The organism is Streptococcus ilei, from assembly GCF_000479335.1.
In the GTDB taxonomy this organism is placed as follows: Bacteria; Bacillota; Bacilli; order Lactobacillales; family Streptococcaceae; genus Streptococcus; species Streptococcus ilei.
Genome location: NC_022584.1, coordinates 898,349 through 916,553, shown reverse-complemented (window position 1 = coordinate 916,553; position 18,205 = coordinate 898,349). Strand labels below are relative to the sequence as shown.

15 protein-coding genes are annotated in these 18,205 nt (G+C 42.0%); 11 read left to right on the top strand and 4 right to left on the bottom strand.

Annotated elements, in window-relative coordinates:
• Positions 1-123 precede the first annotated feature (123 nt).
• The 6 genes from N596_RS04410 (at position 124) to N596_RS04385 (ending at position 6,785) form a co-directional block, all read left to right on the top strand.
• The gene (locus N596_RS04410) at positions 124-1,869 is read left to right on the top strand and encodes a C69 family dipeptidase (RefSeq protein ID WP_023027108.1); all 1,746 of its coding nucleotides are present in this window, start codon (positions 124-126) and stop codon (positions 1,867-1,869) included.
• A 159-nt stretch (positions 1,870-2,028) separates the two neighbouring features.
• On the top strand, positions 2,029-2,889 hold the full coding sequence (gene tehB / locus N596_RS04405; protein WP_023027107.1) for an SAM-dependent methyltransferase TehB: 861 nt from the start codon (positions 2,029-2,031) through the stop codon (positions 2,887-2,889).
• A gap of 131 nt (positions 2,890-3,020) precedes the next feature.
• A complete protein-coding gene (locus N596_RS04400) occupies positions 3,021-3,392 on the top strand; it encodes a CidA/LrgA family protein (protein WP_023027106.1) in 372 nt (123 codons plus the stop codon).
• A complete protein-coding gene (locus tag N596_RS04395; protein ID WP_042361427.1) occupies positions 3,392-4,087 on the top strand; it encodes an LrgB family protein in 696 nt (231 codons plus the stop codon). The genes N596_RS04400 and N596_RS04395 overlap by 1 nt, the downstream gene beginning before the upstream one ends.
• 213 nt (positions 4,088-4,300) lie before the next feature.
• Positions 4,301-5,962, top strand: a complete 1,662-nt coding sequence (locus tag N596_RS04390; RefSeq protein WP_023023953.1) for a C69 family dipeptidase — start codon at positions 4,301-4,303, stop codon at positions 5,960-5,962.
• Entirely contained in the window at positions 5,955-6,785 is an 831-nt protein-coding gene (locus N596_RS04385; RefSeq protein ID WP_023023951.1) for a PrsW family glutamic-type intramembrane protease, read from the top strand. The genes N596_RS04390 and N596_RS04385 overlap by 8 nt, the downstream gene beginning before the upstream one ends.
• Before the next feature lie 70 nt (positions 6,786-6,855).
• Here N596_RS04385 and nt5e read toward each other — a convergent pair whose 3' ends face one another.
• Together nt5e and N596_RS04375 are read right to left on the bottom strand one after the other, a co-directional pair.
• Entirely contained in the window at positions 6,856-9,057 is a 2,202-nt protein-coding gene (nt5e, locus tag N596_RS04380; protein WP_023023948.1) for a cell surface ecto-5'-nucleotidase Nt5e, read from the bottom strand.
• Between the two features lie 323 nt (positions 9,058-9,380).
• Positions 9,381-9,941, bottom strand: coding sequence for a TetR/AcrR family transcriptional regulator (locus tag N596_RS04375; RefSeq protein ID WP_023023946.1), 561 nt, complete (start codon positions 9,939-9,941; stop codon positions 9,381-9,383).
• Positions 9,942-10,487: 546 nt separating this feature from the next.
• Here N596_RS04375 and N596_RS04370 point away from each other — a divergent pair.
• The 4 genes from N596_RS04370 (at position 10,488) to N596_RS04355 (ending at position 15,422) form a co-directional block, all read left to right on the top strand.
• A complete protein-coding gene (locus tag N596_RS04370) occupies positions 10,488-11,189 on the top strand; it encodes an ABC transporter ATP-binding protein (protein WP_042361184.1) in 702 nt (233 codons plus the stop codon).
• Positions 11,190-11,200: 11 nt separating this feature from the next.
• Complete coding sequence (locus N596_RS04365) at positions 11,201-13,918, top strand: FtsX-like permease family protein (protein WP_023027103.1); 2,718 nt, start codon at positions 11,201-11,203, stop codon at positions 13,916-13,918.
• A gap of 68 nt (positions 13,919-13,986) precedes the next feature.
• The gene (locus N596_RS04360) at positions 13,987-14,829 is read left to right on the top strand and encodes a metallophosphoesterase family protein (RefSeq protein WP_023027102.1); all 843 of its coding nucleotides are present in this window, start codon (positions 13,987-13,989) and stop codon (positions 14,827-14,829) included.
• Positions 14,830-14,972: 143 nt separating this feature from the next.
• Complete coding sequence (locus tag N596_RS04355) at positions 14,973-15,422, top strand: Rrf2 family transcriptional regulator (RefSeq protein WP_023023935.1); 450 nt, start codon at positions 14,973-14,975, stop codon at positions 15,420-15,422.
• 97 nt (positions 15,423-15,519) lie between these two features.
• On the opposite strand, the gene N596_RS04350 is transcribed toward N596_RS04355, so the two are convergent.
• Together N596_RS04350 and N596_RS04345 are read right to left on the bottom strand one after the other, a co-directional pair.
• The gene (locus N596_RS04350) at positions 15,520-15,858 is read right to left on the bottom strand and encodes a cytochrome o ubiquinol oxidase (protein WP_023023933.1); all 339 of its coding nucleotides are present in this window, start codon (positions 15,856-15,858) and stop codon (positions 15,520-15,522) included.
• 24 nt (positions 15,859-15,882) lie between these two features.
• Positions 15,883-16,965: a M24 family metallopeptidase gene (locus tag N596_RS04345; RefSeq protein WP_023023931.1), complete on the bottom strand. Its 1,083-nt coding sequence runs from the start codon at positions 16,963-16,965 to the stop codon at positions 15,883-15,885.
• Between the two features lie 160 nt (positions 16,966-17,125).
• Here N596_RS04345 and ccpA point away from each other — a divergent pair, with 160 nt between their 5' ends.
• Complete coding sequence (gene ccpA / locus N596_RS04340) at positions 17,126-18,130, top strand: catabolite control protein A (protein WP_006595886.1); 1,005 nt, start codon at positions 17,126-17,128, stop codon at positions 18,128-18,130.
• Positions 18,131-18,205 lie beyond the last annotated feature (75 nt).

Genomic DNA, 18,205 nt, shown 5'->3' with positions numbered 1-18,205 from the left:
TCTTGAAACCGCTTGCATTTTTATCTGGATAGGGGTATACTGAAGGTAGCGTTGGTATAGTTGTTTTTCGTCGGCTTGAAATTGATTTTCTAGCCTCTTTTGTAGTCATAAAGGAGATCGACTATGAGAAAACTACTGGTCAAACTGATGATTGCTTTGATGGCCTTTGCCTTGATTCCAGTTCAAGTTGCGCAGGCCTGCTCAGCCTTCATTGTTGGGAAGGAACTCACGACAGATGGTTCCATGCTCTTTGGGCGGACTGAAGACTATCCTTATGCGCCCGATGGTGGTCGCCACAATAAAACTTACGAAGTGGTACCTGCCAAAGACTATAAGGATGGGGATATGTTGGAGGATGAATCCAATGGCTTTGCTTATCCGCACTTGAGTCATGAAATGAAATATACCGCAACTTATGATGCGGCGCATGGAGATGGTTCCAACGGGAACTTCGGAGCACACGGCTTTAACGAAGCGGGCGTTTCCATGACTTCTACCGTATCGGCAACCCCACACGATAAAATTTTGAAAGCAGACCCACTCGTGAAAAATGGATTGGCTGAGGCTGCTATGGTAGACTTGGTTCTTCCACGTGCCAAAACAGCTCGTGAAGGAATTGAGTTGGTTGCCAAGGTACTTGATGAAAAAGGATCTGCCGAAGGAAACATTATTGTCGTAGCAGATAAAAATGAACTCTGGTACATGGAAATCCTATCTGGACACCAATATGTAGCTATTAAATTCCCTCAAGACCGCTATGCCATCTTTGCCAATACCTACTATCTAGGAAATGTGGATTTCAAGGACAAGGACAATGTCATTGCTTCGAAAGATGTGGAAGCAGTTGCTAAAAAGGCAGACCACTACAAGACTGATAAAGATGGGAACTTCCATATCGCAGACTCTTATGGTCCAGATGAATATACCGAACGCAACCGCTCACGGACCTATGCAGGGATTACCTTGATGGATCCGAAAGCGGACATCAAATATGATGATAAGCACTTTGACCTCTTGCGCAAACCAACGGATCCTTCTAAAAAGTATAGTCTAGAAGATGTTTTCGCTGAACAACGGAACCGTTTCGAACACCTCAAACAATATACTCCAGATGACTTGGTGGAACCAGGTAAAGAAGTAGATACCAATAAGTATAAGTATGCTCTTGGAAATGAAAACGTCATCAACGCCCACGTTTACCAAATTAAGAAGGACTTGCCAACTCCATTTGGTGGTGTCGTTTGGTTGGGGCTCGCTCAAAGCCGGAACACCCCTTATGTGCCATTCTATGGTATTGTCAATGATACCTATGCACCATTCAAGGTTCGTTCTGCTAAGTACGATCCAACTTCTTGGTACTGGGCTGTTTGGCATATTGACCAAATGGTCATGAAGTACCCAGACCTCTTTGGCAACACCATCCAAGAGAAGTGGAAAGAATTGGAAAAAGGTTGGATTAAGGAACAAGCAGCTTTGGATCAAAAATACAGTGGACTCACTGATGATCAAGCGAAAGCTACTGCAGACGAAGTAACAAGTGATTCTATCAAACGTGCGGAAACCATCTTCAAACAAATCAAGCAAGTTGAAAGCGAGATGGAAGATAAGATTCGTACGGAAAAAGGTTTGGAAGCAGACTTTGTTTATGACGGCTATAACAAGGCCAATCTGGTAGCAGCAGCTGAAGCTGAAAAAGCATCAGCAAAAGAAACGGATAAGAAGGAAGAAACAGCTTCTAGTCAGTCTTCTACGAAGGCAAGTGATTCAAATAGCAGTTTAACCGCCATCTTAGGAGTTTTAGCCCTTGCAGGATTTGGCTTGGCAGGTTTCTACTTTAAAAAATCAAAAAAGAATGAAAATGAAGAATAAGAAGATAGAGACTGATAGATAAGCCTCCTGTCTCAAATGGATTCTTAGAGAGTGGAATAGAAGTCTTCACAAAGGAAGCTTGCAATTCCACTCTTTTTATTGTTATTTGCTTGCAATTTTTGTATGATAGGAATAGATAGAAAGAAGGAGAAGAAACGGATGCCTAAAAAATTGATTGCCTATAAGCGGATGCCTTTGTGGACTAAGGATACCATGCCAGAAGCAGTCCAAAGAAAGCACAATACCAAGATAGGAACCTGGGGAAAGATTACCGTCCTCAAAGGAAAGTTGAAGTTTGTCGAGCTGACAGAAGATGGGGAAGAAGTAGCCAGCCATGTTTTTGAAGCAGGTGCGGATAATCCTATGGTTCAACCGCAAGCTTGGCACCGTGTAGAGGCCCTTACAGATGATGTAGAATGGTTTTTAGAATTCTACTGTGAGCCCAAAGATTATTTCCCAAAAAAATATAATAGCAACCCCGTCCATTCAGAAGTACTAGAAGCTATGGAGTCCCTTTCTCCAGGGAAGGCCCTGGACTTGGGATGTGGGCAAGGACGCAATGCCCTATTTTTAGCCCAACAGGGCTTTGAAGTGACGGCGGTCGATCAAAATGAATTGGCTCTGGAAATCCTACAAAGTATTGTGGAACAAGAAGATTTGGAAATGACGGTGGGACTCTATGATATTAACTCAGCAGCCCTGACGCAAACCTATGACTTGATTGTTTCAACGGTAGTCCTCATGTTCTTACAAGCAGACCGCATTCCAGCTATTATCCAAAATATGCAAGACCAGACCAATCCTGGTGGCTATAACTTGATTGTTTGTGCCATGGATACAGAGGACTATCCTTGTCAGGTACCTTTCTCCTTTACTTTTAAAGAAGGTGAACTAGCAGATTACTACAAAGATTGGGAACTTATTAAATACAATGAGAATCCAGGTCATCTTCATAGACGAGATGAAGAGGGCAATCGGATTGCCTTACGCTTTGCGACTATGTTGGCAAAGAAAAAATAAATAATTAGCTAGACAAGGTTCCCTTTGAGGAGGCACCTTGTCTTTTTTGAAAACTTTCTGAGAACACTTGATTTTTTACAGAAAAGGAGTAGACTGGTAGTGTATCTTTTAACAATATTGAGGTAAAACATGTGAAGCTCTATGTTCAACTGATGATTATCTTTACCATCTCTTTAGTCGGGGAGGGAATATCGACATTATTTCATTTACCAGTTCCTGGTAGTATGATTGGCTTATTGATTCTATTTCTTTGTTTGCAATTAAAATGGCTCCGCCTCCGTCATGTGAACCTGGTAGGGTCTTTTCTATTAGCCAATATGACCATTTTATTTTTACCTCCAGCGGTTGGGATTATGGATAAGTTTGATGTCATCCAGCCTTATTTATTTCCAATCGTGTTGATGATTCTGGGAGCTATCATCATCAATATTAGTCTCATTGCGCTTGTTGTTGGATTTATCAAGACCAGATATGAGGGTAATTATGAAGGAGGGGAAAAATGATGGAAAATTTATGGTCAAATCCTCTCTTTGGGATATCTTTATCCATCTTTGCCTATCTAATTGGGATGATGATTTTTCGTCGCTTCCCTCATCCCATCACGACTCCTCTCTTAGTTGCTACGGTGTTGGTCATCGCCTTCTTGAAACTGACAGGGATTTCCTATAAGGCTTATAATATTGGGGGGACTTACCTCAGCAATTTGATTGTCCCCTCAACGGTTGTCTTAGGTATTCCCTTGTATAAGAGTTTCCATTTGATGAAGCACCATGCCAAGAGTATTCTTCTTAGTAGTTTTTTAGCAGTAGTGGTCAACACAGTTTTCACAGCTGTCTTGGCTAAGATTTATGGGATGAAGTACTTTCTAGCTATTTCCCTCTTTCCTAAGTCTGTGACAACAGCCATGGCAGTGGGGATTACTGAGAAAATGCAGGGGATTACCACAATAACTTTGGTCGTCGTTGTGGCAACAGGGATTCTAACCAGTGTCTTGGGGCCGACTATTCTTAAATTCCTAAAAGTAGAGGATCCTGTTGCCATTGGGTTGGCCCTTGGAGGGACAGGTCATGCGGTGGGTACTGGCACAGCCTTTCAGTATGGTCAAGTAGCCGGGGCTATGGGAGGTTTAGCAATTGGGATAACAGGTGTTTTCTACGTCTTTGTAAGTCCCCTTGTGGCGAGCCTTATTCTTTCCTAAAAAGGATGATAGTGTTCAGAAAAAAGCTTGGAAGAAGTTCCGAGTTTTTTTATTGTACAGGTAGATTGAGAAGGTGTATGATAATTTGAATTTCAAACAATTTTCAGATAGATTACTAATTGGTTACAGTAGTTGTAAGCGCTTGCCAAACCTTGGACCAAAAGGTATACTAAAAGAGGTTATACGGTTAATATTTAGTTAAAGGAGTTCAATATGAAGAAACGATATGCTCGATCAGCCTTGGGCTTGATCACTGCTCTCTTCCTCTTTGCCCAACCGGTAGAGGCCTGTACAGGTTTTATCATCGGAAAAAAATTAACAGCAGATGGGAATGCTTTGTACGGACGTACAGAGGACTTAGAACCGAACCACAATAAGAACTTTGTGGTGCGAGAACGAACTTATAACAAGAAAGGGGATGTCTTTGAAGATGCAACCAATGGCTTTAAGTATGAGCTCCCTGAAGTAAGTTATAAATATACAGCTGTCCCAGATGTGACACCAGAACAGGGTGTATTTGATGAAGCTGGTTTTAATGAGCATGGAGTGTCCATTTCAGCGACTGTCTCAGCTTCTGCAAATGACAAGATTCAAAAGGTCGATCCTTATGTAGAGGACGGATTGGCTGAGTCTGCTCTCACTAGTGTTGTTCTTCCGAGTGTAAAAACGGCTCGTGAAGGAGTCGAGCTAATTGCAAAAATTGTGGAAGAAAAAGGGGCGGCAGAAGGTAATATTGTGACGATTGCGGACAAGGAAGGAATCTGGTACATGGAGATTCTTTCTGGTCACCAGTATGTAGCGATTCTCTTCCCAGAAGATCGCTATGCTGTCTTCCCAAACACCTTCTTCTTAGGACATGTAGATTTTACAAATACAGAACGGACGATTGCCTCCAAGGATGTTGAAAAAGTTGCCCGTGATGCAGGATCCTATAAAGAAATCGATGGCCAATTCCATGTATCTCAATCCTACAATCCCCCTTTGCATGAGGCGGACCGTTCTCGTGTTTGGTCTGGTATTAAATCACTGGATCCAGATGCAGATGTGAACTATGATGACGACTATTTTGACTTGATGCATACAACGGATCGGAAATTGACGCTACGAGATGCGATGAATCTCCAACGCAATCGATTAGAAGGAACAGACTTCAAACCACAAGATCAAATGGAGTTAGATGGAAAAGGGATCCCAGAAAAAGGGAAGTTTGATGAAGTCTATAAATACCCGATTTCAAATCCGAATGTTATGGAAGCCCATATTTTCCAACTAAAGGACAATGTTCCTGATAGTGCTGGTGGGGGAACCATGTGGTTAGCGATGGGAAGCCCACGAAATGCCCCATATCTTCCATACTATGGAAACATCACCAATACTTATCAAGCTTATCAAGAATTAGGAACAGCCTATAATCCCCAATCTTGGTATTGGACTATGTCTCGGATCAATGATTTAGTTGCTAAATATCCTGATTTATTTGGAGATGGAGCAATCCGTACCGAAATGGAACGCTTAGAATCTCAATGGATGGCTGAGCAAGAAATCAGTGACCAAGAACAAATTGCCCTCGCTTCACAGCCAGAGCAGGCGAGTCTAAAAGCGACAGAAACGAGCATGGCTCGTGCGCAAAAGACCTTTGATCGTCTACAAGAAATTCGTCAAGAAGCAGAAGAAAAAGTGATTGCTCAATATGGACAAGGCGCCATTGACGATTTAACGGATGAAGAAGATGCAAACCAAGAAGAAGAGATCAATTTGGTACCATTTGACTATGACTTCATCATCACGATTGGCCTAGCCCTTGTGACAGTGATCGGTGTAGGAGTTTTCTTCATCAAAACAAAGAAAGCAAAGGGAGGTAAGAAGGATGAATAAGTTTCAACGAATATTGCTCTTCCTATTTCTGGTCTTAGCAGGGATTGGTATGGAGTTTGAGCTAGGTTTTCTCTCTCAACAAGAGTTTAGCCAAGTAGCAGGGAGAGATTTGGTTTTAAACCTGCTCGTTTTAGGAGTGATTGTCGTTCCTCTTTATCTCTTTATTAAAGGACTTGCAAAAAGATTTGAGGTTCCCCTGCTTGTTTTGTGGGCTACCATGTTTGGCGGTGCTTTTGTTGCTGGCTGGCTCAGTTTTTCAGGGAACAGCCTAATTGACCATTTTAATAGTCATCTCATTCAGGATGTTAGTACCTTTAATAAATGGACAGATGCTTTGACAGCCCCATTTGCTGAAGAATTTTTTAAAGCTCTAGTGGCCTTCTGGATTCTCTTGATTTTGGGTCGTAAAGATTTGAAATCGATTTTAATCGCCGGTTTTGGATCTGGTCTCGGATTCCAAATCATTGAAGACCTTGGTTATGTGGCGCGTCAAACACGATCTGGAGACCTCTCAGCAGTAACGGAGGCAGTGAACCGTATTTCTGGTGGCTTAGCATCTCATGCAGTCTACACGGCTGTTGTCTCTGTTGGAGCCTTTCTCATCTTATCTCAGAGCACCAAACAAAAAGAAAAGCTCTTTGGTCTCTGGTGTGTGGTCTCCACGGTGGCGAATCACTTCTTATGGAACTCCCCATTCTATGAAACAGATCATCGGATCAATATTTTGGTAGGCTTGCTCTTTGCCTTCCAAGTTGGAACCTTTATTGAGGTGGTTCTCTTTGCTTATAAAAAACCGAATCTAGCCCTTTTAAAGAAAAACTAAGGAAAGATTCAGTAGCTATCATACATTAAAAAGCTTAGAAACTTTTGTTTCTAAGCTTTTTTTCTAGATTCTATTTGCTTTCTTCTTTTTTCTTTAGACCAAAGAAGGCTAAGACGGATGTCAACAGAGCGAGCATATAGATAGCAGGAGAGTCAGTTGTTCCTGTTTCTGGCAGGGTAGCAGAGCCTGCTGTGAATGTTTTAGCGACTGTCAATGACAAGTGATAGTTGCTGGCATCGACCTGTTTATCATCCTTAGCAGATGGTAAAGTATTCTTTGTTTGGTGAGTTAGTTGATTAGGAGAATTCGTACCAACTAGAGCTGGAATATATGTTTGATCCTTTTTACCGGTAGATGGATTAGTTGGTTGCTCATTTTTACCGGTAGATGGGATAACTGGTTGGTCATTGCTTCCTGGGTAGGACTTTGGATCAGCAGGATCTGTTCCCTGTTTGATTTCTTCAATATCTGCCACACCATCTCCATCTGAATCTTTGCTAGCAGAAAGAGAGATTGTACGAGAATTTGGATTAATCACTGCATAAGCTGTGAGATCTGCCTTAGCAAGGTAATCTGCAAAGGCAACGTCCATGGAAGGACCTTCCTCACGAGCTCCTCCTAACATGGTGTAACCATCCCCACCTGCTGCTAAGAAGTCATTGGTAGTCAAGTAGTAGTCTTTAGCAAGGTTGAGAGGTTCATATTGACCGGTTTCTGGATTTTTAATTTCGACATAGAGGACGCGTTTTTCAGCTGGTAGGCTAGTATCGTAATAAACTTTTGCTCCAGAAACTTGGAGGAAGCCTCCGCTTGGTTCAAGGAGGGGTTGACCGTTTTCATCAAGAACTGTTTTGCCATCTTTTTCTTGTAAAATAGATCCAAGAGATTTCGTAAACATATCAGCAATATTCTGACCGGTTACTTTAATTTGAGAAATGGTATTCCCAAATGGGAGAACAGCAATGACGCTTCCTTTAGTGATTGGCTTATCTTTGGCAATGGTTTCGCGCAAGCCTCCACCGTTAGTTACAGCGAGGTTAGTCTTATGACTAAATCCGGTTTGACCATATTCGTAGAGGGCATCCGCTACGACATTTCCAAGGTTGGTCTCGCGGACACGGACATTTTCCCGTTGACCATTTAGTTCTACAGGACTATTGTCACGAACAATTTTTGCATTCTCGGCATCGTATTGTTCCTTGATCTTTTGGACCATGGCAGCTACTTTTGCATTTGGCACTACATTTTTTGTTGAAGCAGCTGAAATTTGTTGAGGATTTCCAAGCAATTGGTTGGCTTGATAGGTGATTTTGCCGATATTGTTCAGGTAGCTACCGGTTTGGTTATAGGTTACGTTTTCTCCATAAGTGGTTGATTGAACCGTATGGGAATGTCCATCAATGACGGTGACGCGTTTACCTTTCAGTTTTGGATTTTTTGAAAGTTCTTCAGCTAAGGTAGATCCTCGCCATTCGACTGGTGTAGTAGTATCTACCCCCAAGTGAGCAAGGACAACATAGTTTTTGTATGTCTTGCCCTCAGCAGTAGCACGTGCTTCAATTTCATCAATGACCTTGTTTACTTCTGATATAGGATCCGTGAAGGTGACACCTTGGACATTCTTAGGGTGGGTTTTAGTAGCTGTTTCAGGAGTTGTTACACCGATAACGACAAACTCATCCCCAACTACATTCTTATCTTTATCGACAATGGTTGAAGCTTCAAATAAGCGAGCACCGTTGATGTAGGTGTTGGAGCTGAGAAGTGGAAAGTTTAAGATTTCTTTGTATTTCTTAGCCTCATCCAAACCAAAATCGAACTCATGGTTTCCGACTGCCATAGCATCGTAGCCAATTTCGTTCAAAATTTTCGCCCGTTCTTCCCCTTTCGAACTATTTGAAATCGGGAGTCCTTGAAAGGCATCACCAGCATCTACGACCAATGTAGATGGATTTTTCGCCCGTTCTTCATCGATGACGGCGGCTAATTTAGCATCTCCAATCACACCCTTTTCTTCGACGATCCGACCATGAACGTCGTTGGTATGTAGGATATTTGCTTCAGGCAACTCAGCTGAACTCTCTGTAGCACCTTCGGAAGTAGCAGTACTAGCTTCTGTTGAAGCAGGAGTTGCAGCATCCGTAGCATTTGTTGAAGCAGGAGCTGCTTCAAGGCTAGTTTCAGGAGCTGTTTGCTCATCTGCAGCTACCTGAGAAGCTAGGAAGGCAGGAGCAAGCAATAAGATCGGTAAAAGAAGTTTCTTCTTTTTCATAAACGGTCCTCTTTTCTATTTTATTCCGTACTAAATATTATAGCTAAAAATAGAAGAAAAAGAAAACGATTTCTGATGCTTGGGTAAATAATTCTTGTGCGAGCTTTGGTGTTTCATCTAGTTGGCCTTAGCAATAAAAAAGAGAGTGGGACAAAAGTCCTAGCCTCTTAATTGTCTTTGGATTGTCGAGCAAGACGCAGTGGTTGAGTGGACTCTACTACGCTGATTTCATCAGCTTTTACAGCTCTACTCAACTGTGCGGAGGTGGGACGACGAAATCGAATTCTAACGAATTATCGATTTCTGTCCCACTTTCCATTTTCTTATTCAGTTATAGGTTGGTTCCAAGTGGTAAAGTCAGTAACACTTAATACGACAGTTGCGATTTCGATCGGCTCTTCTTTTGCTCCAGTTGACAACCATTTCGTGATCACTGCTTCAATCGTAGCTGCAAAGATTTCAACAGCATACTTATAAGGAACTTGGAATTTATTTACCAAATGGTCTTTGGCGTGTGGAGTATCGTCAAGAAGTTGCAGGGTGAAATTTTTCATTAGAAACTGAAACTCTTGGTAATCCATCTGCATCAAGGCGTAAATAAAATCATAATTATCTTGAATATATTGAAGGGAGGCAAGAAAATTTGCTCGATTGACAGTGCTTGTAGCGAATAGTTCTCCCAACTCGCCTAATAGTTCAGATTTTAGTTGGTTGAACATATCTTGTTTGTCTACATAATGGAGATAGAATGTCCCTCGATTAATGCCGGCTTCTTTTGTTAATTGGCTAATGGTAAGACTCTCAAGTGATTGTTCAAGAAGTAGGCGTGATAGGGCACTTCGGATAGCATTTTTAGAATTCGTTTTTCTCTTTTTTCGGGTCATAGTTCCTCCTTTATCATGTAGTTTGGTATAAATTATTGTTCACTAATCATCATATTATACAGAAATCAAATTTATTCCTCAACAGAATAAAATTTTAGTATCATTCTATAAGTCTAAATAGCTTAAAATCGGGTCTTGTTCTTATACTGTGAAAGCCACTTTGGCAGGATTATAAAATTTTTTCCCAGCTCTACTTTCAAAGGGGCTATTATATAAAAAAACAAGAAAAAACTTGAAATATCAGTTATCTAAACCAATTAAATAATTCGAATATATTTGTTATTATATCACAAACTAAGAAAAGGAGGTCAGATGATGCTTGGAGAATTCTCTCTCTTGAACTAGATAAGATCAAGCCTATTCATTGTCTATTTTTGCATAGAAAAGTATTAGTTTATAGTCCAGATTTCTCCATAAGTTTATGATTGTCAAGAGCTTGTTCATTCCAGGAATTTTAGTCGTTTTCATAGATTGATTATCCTTGGTCTTCCCGTGAAAAAGGACTATAATAAAGATAGGAACTTGTGTTTAAGTGGGAGAAGAAATATGGCTTATATTGAGATGAAACATAGTTACAAGTGCTATCAAACAGGTGAGACTCACATCATTGCCAATAAAGATGTTACTTTTGAAATTGAGAAAGGCGAATTGGTCATCATTTTGGGAGCATCAGGCGCAGGAAAATCAACCCTTCTCAATATTTTGGGAGGCATGGATACCAATGATGAAGGAGAGGTTCTGGTGGATGGGAAAGCCATCTCAAGTTTCTCATCACACCAACGAACGGATTATCGCAGAAATGATGTTGGCTTTGTTTTTCAGTTTTATAATCTCATTCCCAATTTGACGGCCAAGGAAAATGTTGAGCTAGCATCTGAAATTGTTTCTGACGCCCTAGATCCTGAACAAGTCTTGCGAGAGGTTGGATTGGGAGAGCGAATGAACAACTTCCCAGCCCAGTTATCTGGTGGGGAACAACAACGGGTGGCTATTGCACGCGCAGTGGCAAAGAATCCTAAGATTCTCCTTTGTGATGAACCAACAGGGGCTTTGGATTACCAAACCGGCAAACAGGTTTTAAAAATTCTTCAGGACATGTCTCGTAAGAAAGGAGCAACAGTGATCATCGTCACCCATAATGCTTCCTTAGCACCAATAGCAGATCGCGTCATTCAGATGCATGATGCCCAAGTAAAAACCGTGACCATCCATAAATCTCCGTTAGATATCGATAGCCTAGAGTATTAGGGAGGTTGTTCATGAAGCGAAAAGTATATTGGAAAGATCTATGTCATTCCTTTACCAGTTCCAAAGGGCGCTTTTTGTCCATTTTAACGCTGATGATGCTGGGTACCTTAGCTCTGGTCGGTTTAAAAGTAACGACCCCAAATATGCATCGGACTGCCCAGCGCTTTATAGACCAACAAGAGATGCTGGACCTAGCTGTCATGGGAGATCTTGGTTTGGATAAGACTGACCAAGAAGAGCTACAAGGATTGACGGGGGCCAGCTTGGAGTTTTCCTACCTGACAGATGTGACGATTGACGGAAAGGACGAAGCTGTTCGACTTTTTTCCACTCCAGAAACCATCTCACGCTTTCAGCTGGCTGCAGGGCGGCTTCCGCAGAAGGAAGATGAGGTCGCTCTAGCAGCGTTTTGGAAAGATCGTTACCAGATTGGGGATCAGCTAAGGATACATGAAAAAGCTGGAAGTCCATCTGTTTTAAAGACAAAAAACTATCGAATTGTTGGCTTTGTAAAGTCTGCTGAGATGTGGTCCGAAAAAGACTTGGGCCAAGCTACAAGTGGGAGTGGTTCCTTGGATGCCTATGGCGTCCTCTCAAAAGATGCCTTTACTAGTCCTGTTTATAGCCTTGCTCGGATTCGGTTTGATGATTTGAGGGGGTTCAATCCATTCTCAACTAGCTATCAAGATCGTCTGGTCTCCCATCAAAAGGACCTGGAAGAACTCTTAGCTGGAAATGGTCAGGAGCGCTATCGAAAGTTGCAGGCTGATGGGAAACAAAAGATCCAAAAAGGGCAAGAAGAACTTGATGCTGCCAACAAACAGTTAGCAGACGCACGCGAAAAGGCAGGTCAAGCACAGACACAACTAACGGAGCAATCCAATAAACTGAATCAACTGTCTACACTCTTGCCCAAGGAAGAAATAGAAACAAGGCGACTCAAGTTGGCAGAAGCTCAAAAGCAACTAGATCAGCAATTGGTCAACATTCAGACAGGTGAATCGGAACTAGCAACTAAACAGAAGGACCTGGAAAAGGCCAAGGAAGATCTGAAAAATCTAGAGCAACCAAACTATCATGTCTATGATCGAAAAACCATTCCAGGTGGCCAGGGTTACCTCATGTATAGTAATGCCAGTGCCAGTATCTCCGCAGTAGGCAATCTATTTCCTGTGGTACTCTACGCAGTCGCTGCCATGGTCACGTTTACGACCATGACTCGTTTTGTTGATGAAGAACGGAGCCATGCGGGCTTGTTCAAAGCCTTGGGCTATCGAACGAAAGATATCTTAGCAAAGTTTCTCTTGTATGGCTTGGTTGCTGGAACAGTTGGGACAGGCATCGGAACTCTTCTCGGTCATTATGTTTTATCTGGAACCATTTCGCAAATTATTACGCAGGGGATGGTCGTAGGAACTAGTCAACAGTATTTTTATGGGTCCTATAGCTTATTAGCCTTGGGGCTCTCCCTTCTTTCTAGCGTCTTTCCAGCTTATCTAGTCGCTAAGAGAGAGTTGAAGGAAGAAGCCAGTCACCTCCTCCTTCCAAAACCGCCAGTTTCCGGATCCAGTATTTTGCTCGAACGGCTACCGTTTTTGTGGAAACGTCTGAGTTTCACCCAAAAGGTGACCGCTAGAAATATTTTTCGCTATAAACAGCGGATGGTGATGACCATATTTGGTGTTGCCGGTTCGGTTGCTCTTCTTTTTGCGGGCTTGGGGATTCAATCCTCAGTCGGTGGAGTACCCCAACGCCAGTTTGGGGAAATCCTCAAGTACGATATGATTCTCTCGACCAAATCCAGCCTGACAGACGAAGAGGAAGAATCCTTGAAGAAGCGCTTGAAGCAAGCAGATATAAAAGAGACAGAAGCCATTTTTACAAAACAAGTGGAGGCTTCTTATCCTTCCGGACGTGGAAAACAAAGCATGACCTTAATGGTGTCCTCTAAAGACAGCTTGGAACCTTTTATCAGTCTCCGCTCAGAAGGGGGAAGACTCGACCTATCCAATGGGGCGGTAATTACCAGCAAATTAGCGCAGCTGGCCAAGGTGGGCGTTGGAGATGACTTGCGGATAGATGGTCATAAGATTAGGGTAGCTGCGATTACTGAAAATTATGTAGGCCATTTCGTCTATATGAATCAAGCAAGTTATCAGAAGATCTATGGAAAAAAGGCTAAGAAGAATGCCTATTTGGTCCGATTACAGTCACCTTCGCATCAGTCGGTCCAGAAGGTCAGTCGGGACATGATGGAAGATGGAGCCGTGCTTGCTGTCACGCAAAACACTTCCTTGATTTCTCTCTTTCATTCCGTAGCCCAATCATTGAATAAGACCATGATGATTTTAGTTCTAGTATCTATTTTGCTGGCGATTGTTATTTTATACAATTTAACCAATATCAATGTTGCAGAACGAATCCGTGAGTTATCAACCATAAAGGTATTAGGTTTTCATCATCAAGAAGTCACACTTTATATATATCGAGAAACCATCCTTTTATCTCTTGTTGGGATAGGATTGGGCTTGGTAGGAGGCTATTATCTCCATCGCTTCTTGATTGCCATGATAGCCCCAGATGCCATTCTCTTTTATCCACGAGTAGCTCTTGGTGTCTATCTTTATCCTATTGTTGGTGTCATTCTGATCCTAGCTAGCTTAGGAATCTTGGTCAATCACCATCTACGCAAGGTAGACATGCTGGAGGCTTTGAAATCTGTTGAATAGAAAATAAACTTCTACCCTAGGGTGGAAGTTTTTAATAGCTTTGGTATAATGAGAAAAGGAGAAGAGACATGATAAAAATTGCTTTGCTTTCGGATATACATGGGAATACAACTGCTTTAGAGGCTGTGCTTAAAGATGCCAAGCGGGCAGGTGTAGAAGAATACTGGTTATTAGGGGATGTCCTTATGCCGGGGACTGGTAGACGACATCTTTTGAACCTACTTGAAGAATTGCCTATCACCGTACAGATTTTAGGAAATTGGGAAGATAGCTTGTGGCGAGCGATGAAGGGGATGCTGGATCCATCAAGGGCTAGTCACCGTTATTTGATGCGCCATTGTCAGTATATCTTAGAAGAAATTCGTCCAGAAGAAATAGAGGCCATGCAAAGTCTGCCCATGCAAGTGCATCGGGAGGTTTCTGGCTTAAGAGTGGGCATCACTCATCATTTGCCGGACAAAAACTGGGGACGAGAATTGATCCATATAGGAGACCAGAAAGATTTTGATTGCCTCGTAAGCAATCCCCCTTGTGATATAGCAGTCTATGGCCATATCCATCAGCAGTTTTTCCGATATGGAAGTGGTGGAGAGCTCATCTTGAATCCAGGTTCTATCGGCCAGCCCTTCTTTTTGCAAGCCAATCTTCGAAAGGATCTCCGGGCCATGTATGCTATTCTAGAGTTTGATGAATCGGGTTTGAAAGATGTTGACTTTCGGCGGGTGTCCTATGACATTGAGAAAGAACTCAAACTCGCTAAGGATCTGAAACTACCTTACTTCCAAGTTTACTATGAAAGTTTAGTCAATGGGATTCACCATACCCATAATCAGGAGCTTCTACATGAAATAGCCCAGCGAGAGGGACACAATGTAGAAGTAGACGCATGGTTGAGAGATTTTTTCAACTAGTGTAACAGTTGACATTACAACAAATAAGGGTATAATAGACTAAAAGAAAGAACTTTAACGTCGGAAGAGTAAATGTATCTAGTTACTGATGGCTTTAGATCCAGTTTAAGACATCCCTATCTAGATGGAAGAGAGGAGTATCCATGCAAATTTCAAGTCGTTTTACCATTGGAACCCATGTATTAGTCATGATTGCTTTAAAAGGAGATTGTACCAAGGTGACCAGTGATATGATTGCTGGCAGTGTTGGGGTGAACCCGGTCATTATTCGGAAAACCTTGTCTCAATTAAAAAAGGCAGGCTTGATCCATGTAGCGCGTGGAACAGGTGGGGCCGAGATGGCCAAAGAATTGGAAGCCATTAGTTTGTTAGATATCTACCAGGCGGTTGAATGCCTTGGGAAGACTGGTCAATTATTTGGTTTCCACGAGCATCCAAATCCAGCTTGTCCGATTGGAAATAGTATCCATGGTGTTTTAGATGGGAAGCTGGAAAAGATTCAATTGGCCATGGAAAAGGAAATGGCTCAGACCAGCCTCAAAGAAGTGGTGGAGCAAACCAAGAAACAGATGGAGCTAGCAACCGTTTCTTGATTTGAGTCTGTAAGAAACTTGAAGTAAAAAAGCTTCTAGTATAGACTGAAAGGACGTTTTGTGTTCATTGAGTAAAATAGCAACACTCCTTCTAGCTTTACTTCACTAGGGCTACGAAGCTGACTAGAATAAATCCAATTGCAAAAATCCATGTCCAGTAACGATTAGGAATGAACATGAAGGAAGAACGATCGCGGAAAGCAATGCGTTGCCCTGTTTCCTCATCAATCATATATCGAACTTGATCGGAAACAAATTTCTTTGTTAGCAAATAATTGACTGCTGCAGCAAGAATTCCCAACATACATCCTAAGATGATACTATCTGTACTCTTATTTACATTAAGATGCAGGAAGGAATAAATCATATTCGCCAAAGCTCCTCCAATCATAAGAGCAAGGGGAACGAGCAAGCCTTTACCACGCCAAACAATCATACAACAATCTCCTTATTATCTAACTTAATCAAAATAGAGCAAGTCTTTGCTGGTTTCGGTAAAGAGACCAAAGCCATCTTTTGTGACATAGCCACAGTCTTCAATCCGAACTCCGACTTTTCCAGGGATGTAGATGCCTGGTTCGACTGAGAAGCACATGCCTTCTTCGATGACCATGTCATTTCCTTCCATGATAGAAGGGAATTCATGCACATCCATTCCGATACCGTGTCCGAGGCGGTGGTTGAAGTATTCGCCGTATCCTGCTTTTTCAATGACGCTTCGGGCAGCACGGTCTATTTCATGCGCCGTTACACCTGGTTTGATCATATCTAGAGCAGCCTGTTGAGCTTCTAAAGTCAAGTGGTAGATTTCTTTTTTAAAGTCATCGGGTTTTCCAACCGCAACGGTTCGCGTCATATCTGAAGCATAGCCATTCACCATACAGCCCAAGTCGAAGAGAAGAAGAGCATCTTTTTCAATTTTGTTGCTTCCTGGGATGCCGTGTGGGTTGGCTGCATTATTACCAGTCAAGACCATAGTTTCAAAGCTCATTTCATAGCCCAAGCGTTTGATGCCAAAGTCGATTTCTGCGACGATATCAGTTTCTGTTTTATCCAGTGAGATGGCGTCAAATCCCATATTGACAGCCTTATCCGCATATTGACCAGCAACTAACATCTTTTGGATCTCATCAGCAGATTTAATCAAGCGCATGCGGTTAATCCGAGGGCTGAGATTGGTAAATGTTGCTTGTTCAAAGACTGAACGAAGCCCATGGTACTTGGTCAAAATCAAATTATCAAATTCCAAAGCGACCTTTTTGGCTTCTGGATTAGCGCTAGCCCCTTTGATTTTTTCCCAAGGATTTTCAGAATCCACGTACCCTACCACTTGGAAATCCACAACTGCAGTCGCCCGTTCTACCTCAAGAGCAGGGACAAAAAGAAGTGGTTCATGGTCTGGATAAACGAACAAGAAGAGCTGACGCTCGTGAGGATCACTGTAAAATCCAGTTAGGTAATTGATGGTGACAGGATCGGATACAACAGCAACATCCGTTTTTTCGGTTTCAAGAAATGCTACAATTTGATCTAATTTAGACATAAGCTACCTTCTTTCTATTGATAATATTTTGTCAGATTTTCCCTAAAAAATCAAGAGTTTGCAAAAAGATGTTAAAATGCTTGAAAGTGTTTACAATAAGTGATAAAATAGTTGTTATAGAAGACTGAAAACGAAATTTTCAATAAAGAAAGGAAGTAATATGAATACAGACGATACTGTAACCATTTACGACGTTGCCCGAGAGGCGGGTGTCTCAATGGCGACTGTTAGCCGTGTCGTGAACGGAAATAAGAACGTTAAGGAAAATACTCGTAAAAAAGTATTGGAAGTCATTGAACGTTTGGACTATCGTCCGAATGCAGTAGCTCGTGGACTTGCGAGTAAGAAAACCACAACGGTAGGTGTTGTGATTCCAAATATTACCAATAGTTATTTCTCTACTCTGGCAAAGGGGATCGATGACATTGCTGAAATGTACAAGTACAACATCGTCCTTGCCAACAGCGATGAAGACGATGATAAAGAAGTTTCTGTTGTCAATACTCTTTTCTCAAAACAGGTCGATGGGATTATCTTCATGGGTTATCACTTGACAGAAAAGATTCGTTCAGAATTCTCTCGTTCTCGGACACCGGTGGTCCTTGCTGGGACAGTTGATGTCGAACATCAATTGCCAAGTGTCAATATCGATTACAAGCAAGCGACAGTAGACGCGGTTACACTATTGGCTAAACGAAATAAAAAGATTGCTTTTGTAAGTGGACCATTAGTAGATGATATCAACGGTAAGATTCGCTTGGCTGGCTACAAAGATGCTTTGAAAGCAAAAAAATTGTCTTACAGTGAAGGCTTGGTCTTTGAGTCTAAGTACCGCTATGAAGAAGGCTATAACTTGGCTGAACGCATCATTGCATCTAAAGCAACAGCAGCCTTTGTAACTGGGGATGAATTGGCAGCAGGTTTGCTTAATGGTCTAGCTGATCAAGGTGTGAACGTACCGGAAGATTTTGAGTTGATTACCAGTGATGATTCACAAATTACACGCTACACTCGTCCAAATCTTTCAACTGTTGGCCAACCACTTTATGATTTGGGGGCTATCAGTATGCGGATGCTGACAAAAATTATGCATAAGGAAGAATTGGAAGAAAGAGAAGTTCTTCTTGCCCATACCATCAATCATCGTGGGACTACGAAGAAGTAAAAACAAAAGGAAGCCAAGGCTTCCTTTTTTCTTGTCTCTGCATGAATCTCCGGTAAAACTTGAAGGGGTCTGCCA

Excerpts from the sequence above, each read along its gene's own strand:
- N596_RS04410 (WP_023027108.1), top strand. The coding sequence starts at position 124 with ATGAGAAAACTACTGGTCAAACTGATGATTGCTTTGATGGCCTTTGCC.
- tehB (WP_023027107.1), top strand. The coding sequence starts at position 2,029 with ATGCCTAAAAAATTGATTGCCTATAAGCGGATGCCTTTGTGGACTAAG.
- N596_RS04395 (WP_042361427.1), top strand. The coding sequence starts at position 3,392 with ATGGAAAATTTATGGTCAAATCCTCTCTTTGGGATATCTTTATCCATC.
- N596_RS04390 (WP_023023953.1), top strand. The coding sequence starts at position 4,301 with ATGAAGAAACGATATGCTCGATCAGCCTTGGGCTTGATCACTGCTCTC.
- N596_RS04385 (WP_023023951.1), top strand. The coding sequence starts at position 5,955 with ATGAATAAGTTTCAACGAATATTGCTCTTCCTATTTCTGGTCTTAGCA.
- nt5e (WP_023023948.1), bottom strand. The coding sequence starts at position 9,057 with ATGAAAAAGAAGAAACTTCTTTTACCGATCTTATTGCTTGCTCCTGCC.
- N596_RS04375 (WP_023023946.1), bottom strand. The coding sequence starts at position 9,941 with ATGACCCGAAAAAAGAGAAAAACGAATTCTAAAAATGCTATCCGAAGT.
- N596_RS04370 (WP_042361184.1), top strand. The coding sequence starts at position 10,488 with ATGGCTTATATTGAGATGAAACATAGTTACAAGTGCTATCAAACAGGT.
- N596_RS04365 (WP_023027103.1), top strand. The coding sequence starts at position 11,201 with ATGAAGCGAAAAGTATATTGGAAAGATCTATGTCATTCCTTTACCAGT.
- N596_RS04360 (WP_023027102.1), top strand. The coding sequence starts at position 13,987 with ATGATAAAAATTGCTTTGCTTTCGGATATACATGGGAATACAACTGCT.
- N596_RS04355 (WP_023023935.1), top strand. The coding sequence starts at position 14,973 with ATGCAAATTTCAAGTCGTTTTACCATTGGAACCCATGTATTAGTCATG.
- N596_RS04350 (WP_023023933.1), bottom strand. The coding sequence starts at position 15,858 with ATGATTGTTTGGCGTGGTAAAGGCTTGCTCGTTCCCCTTGCTCTTATG.
- N596_RS04345 (WP_023023931.1), bottom strand. The coding sequence starts at position 16,965 with ATGTCTAAATTAGATCAAATTGTAGCATTTCTTGAAACCGAAAAAACG.
- ccpA (WP_006595886.1), top strand. The coding sequence starts at position 17,126 with ATGAATACAGACGATACTGTAACCATTTACGACGTTGCCCGAGAGGCG.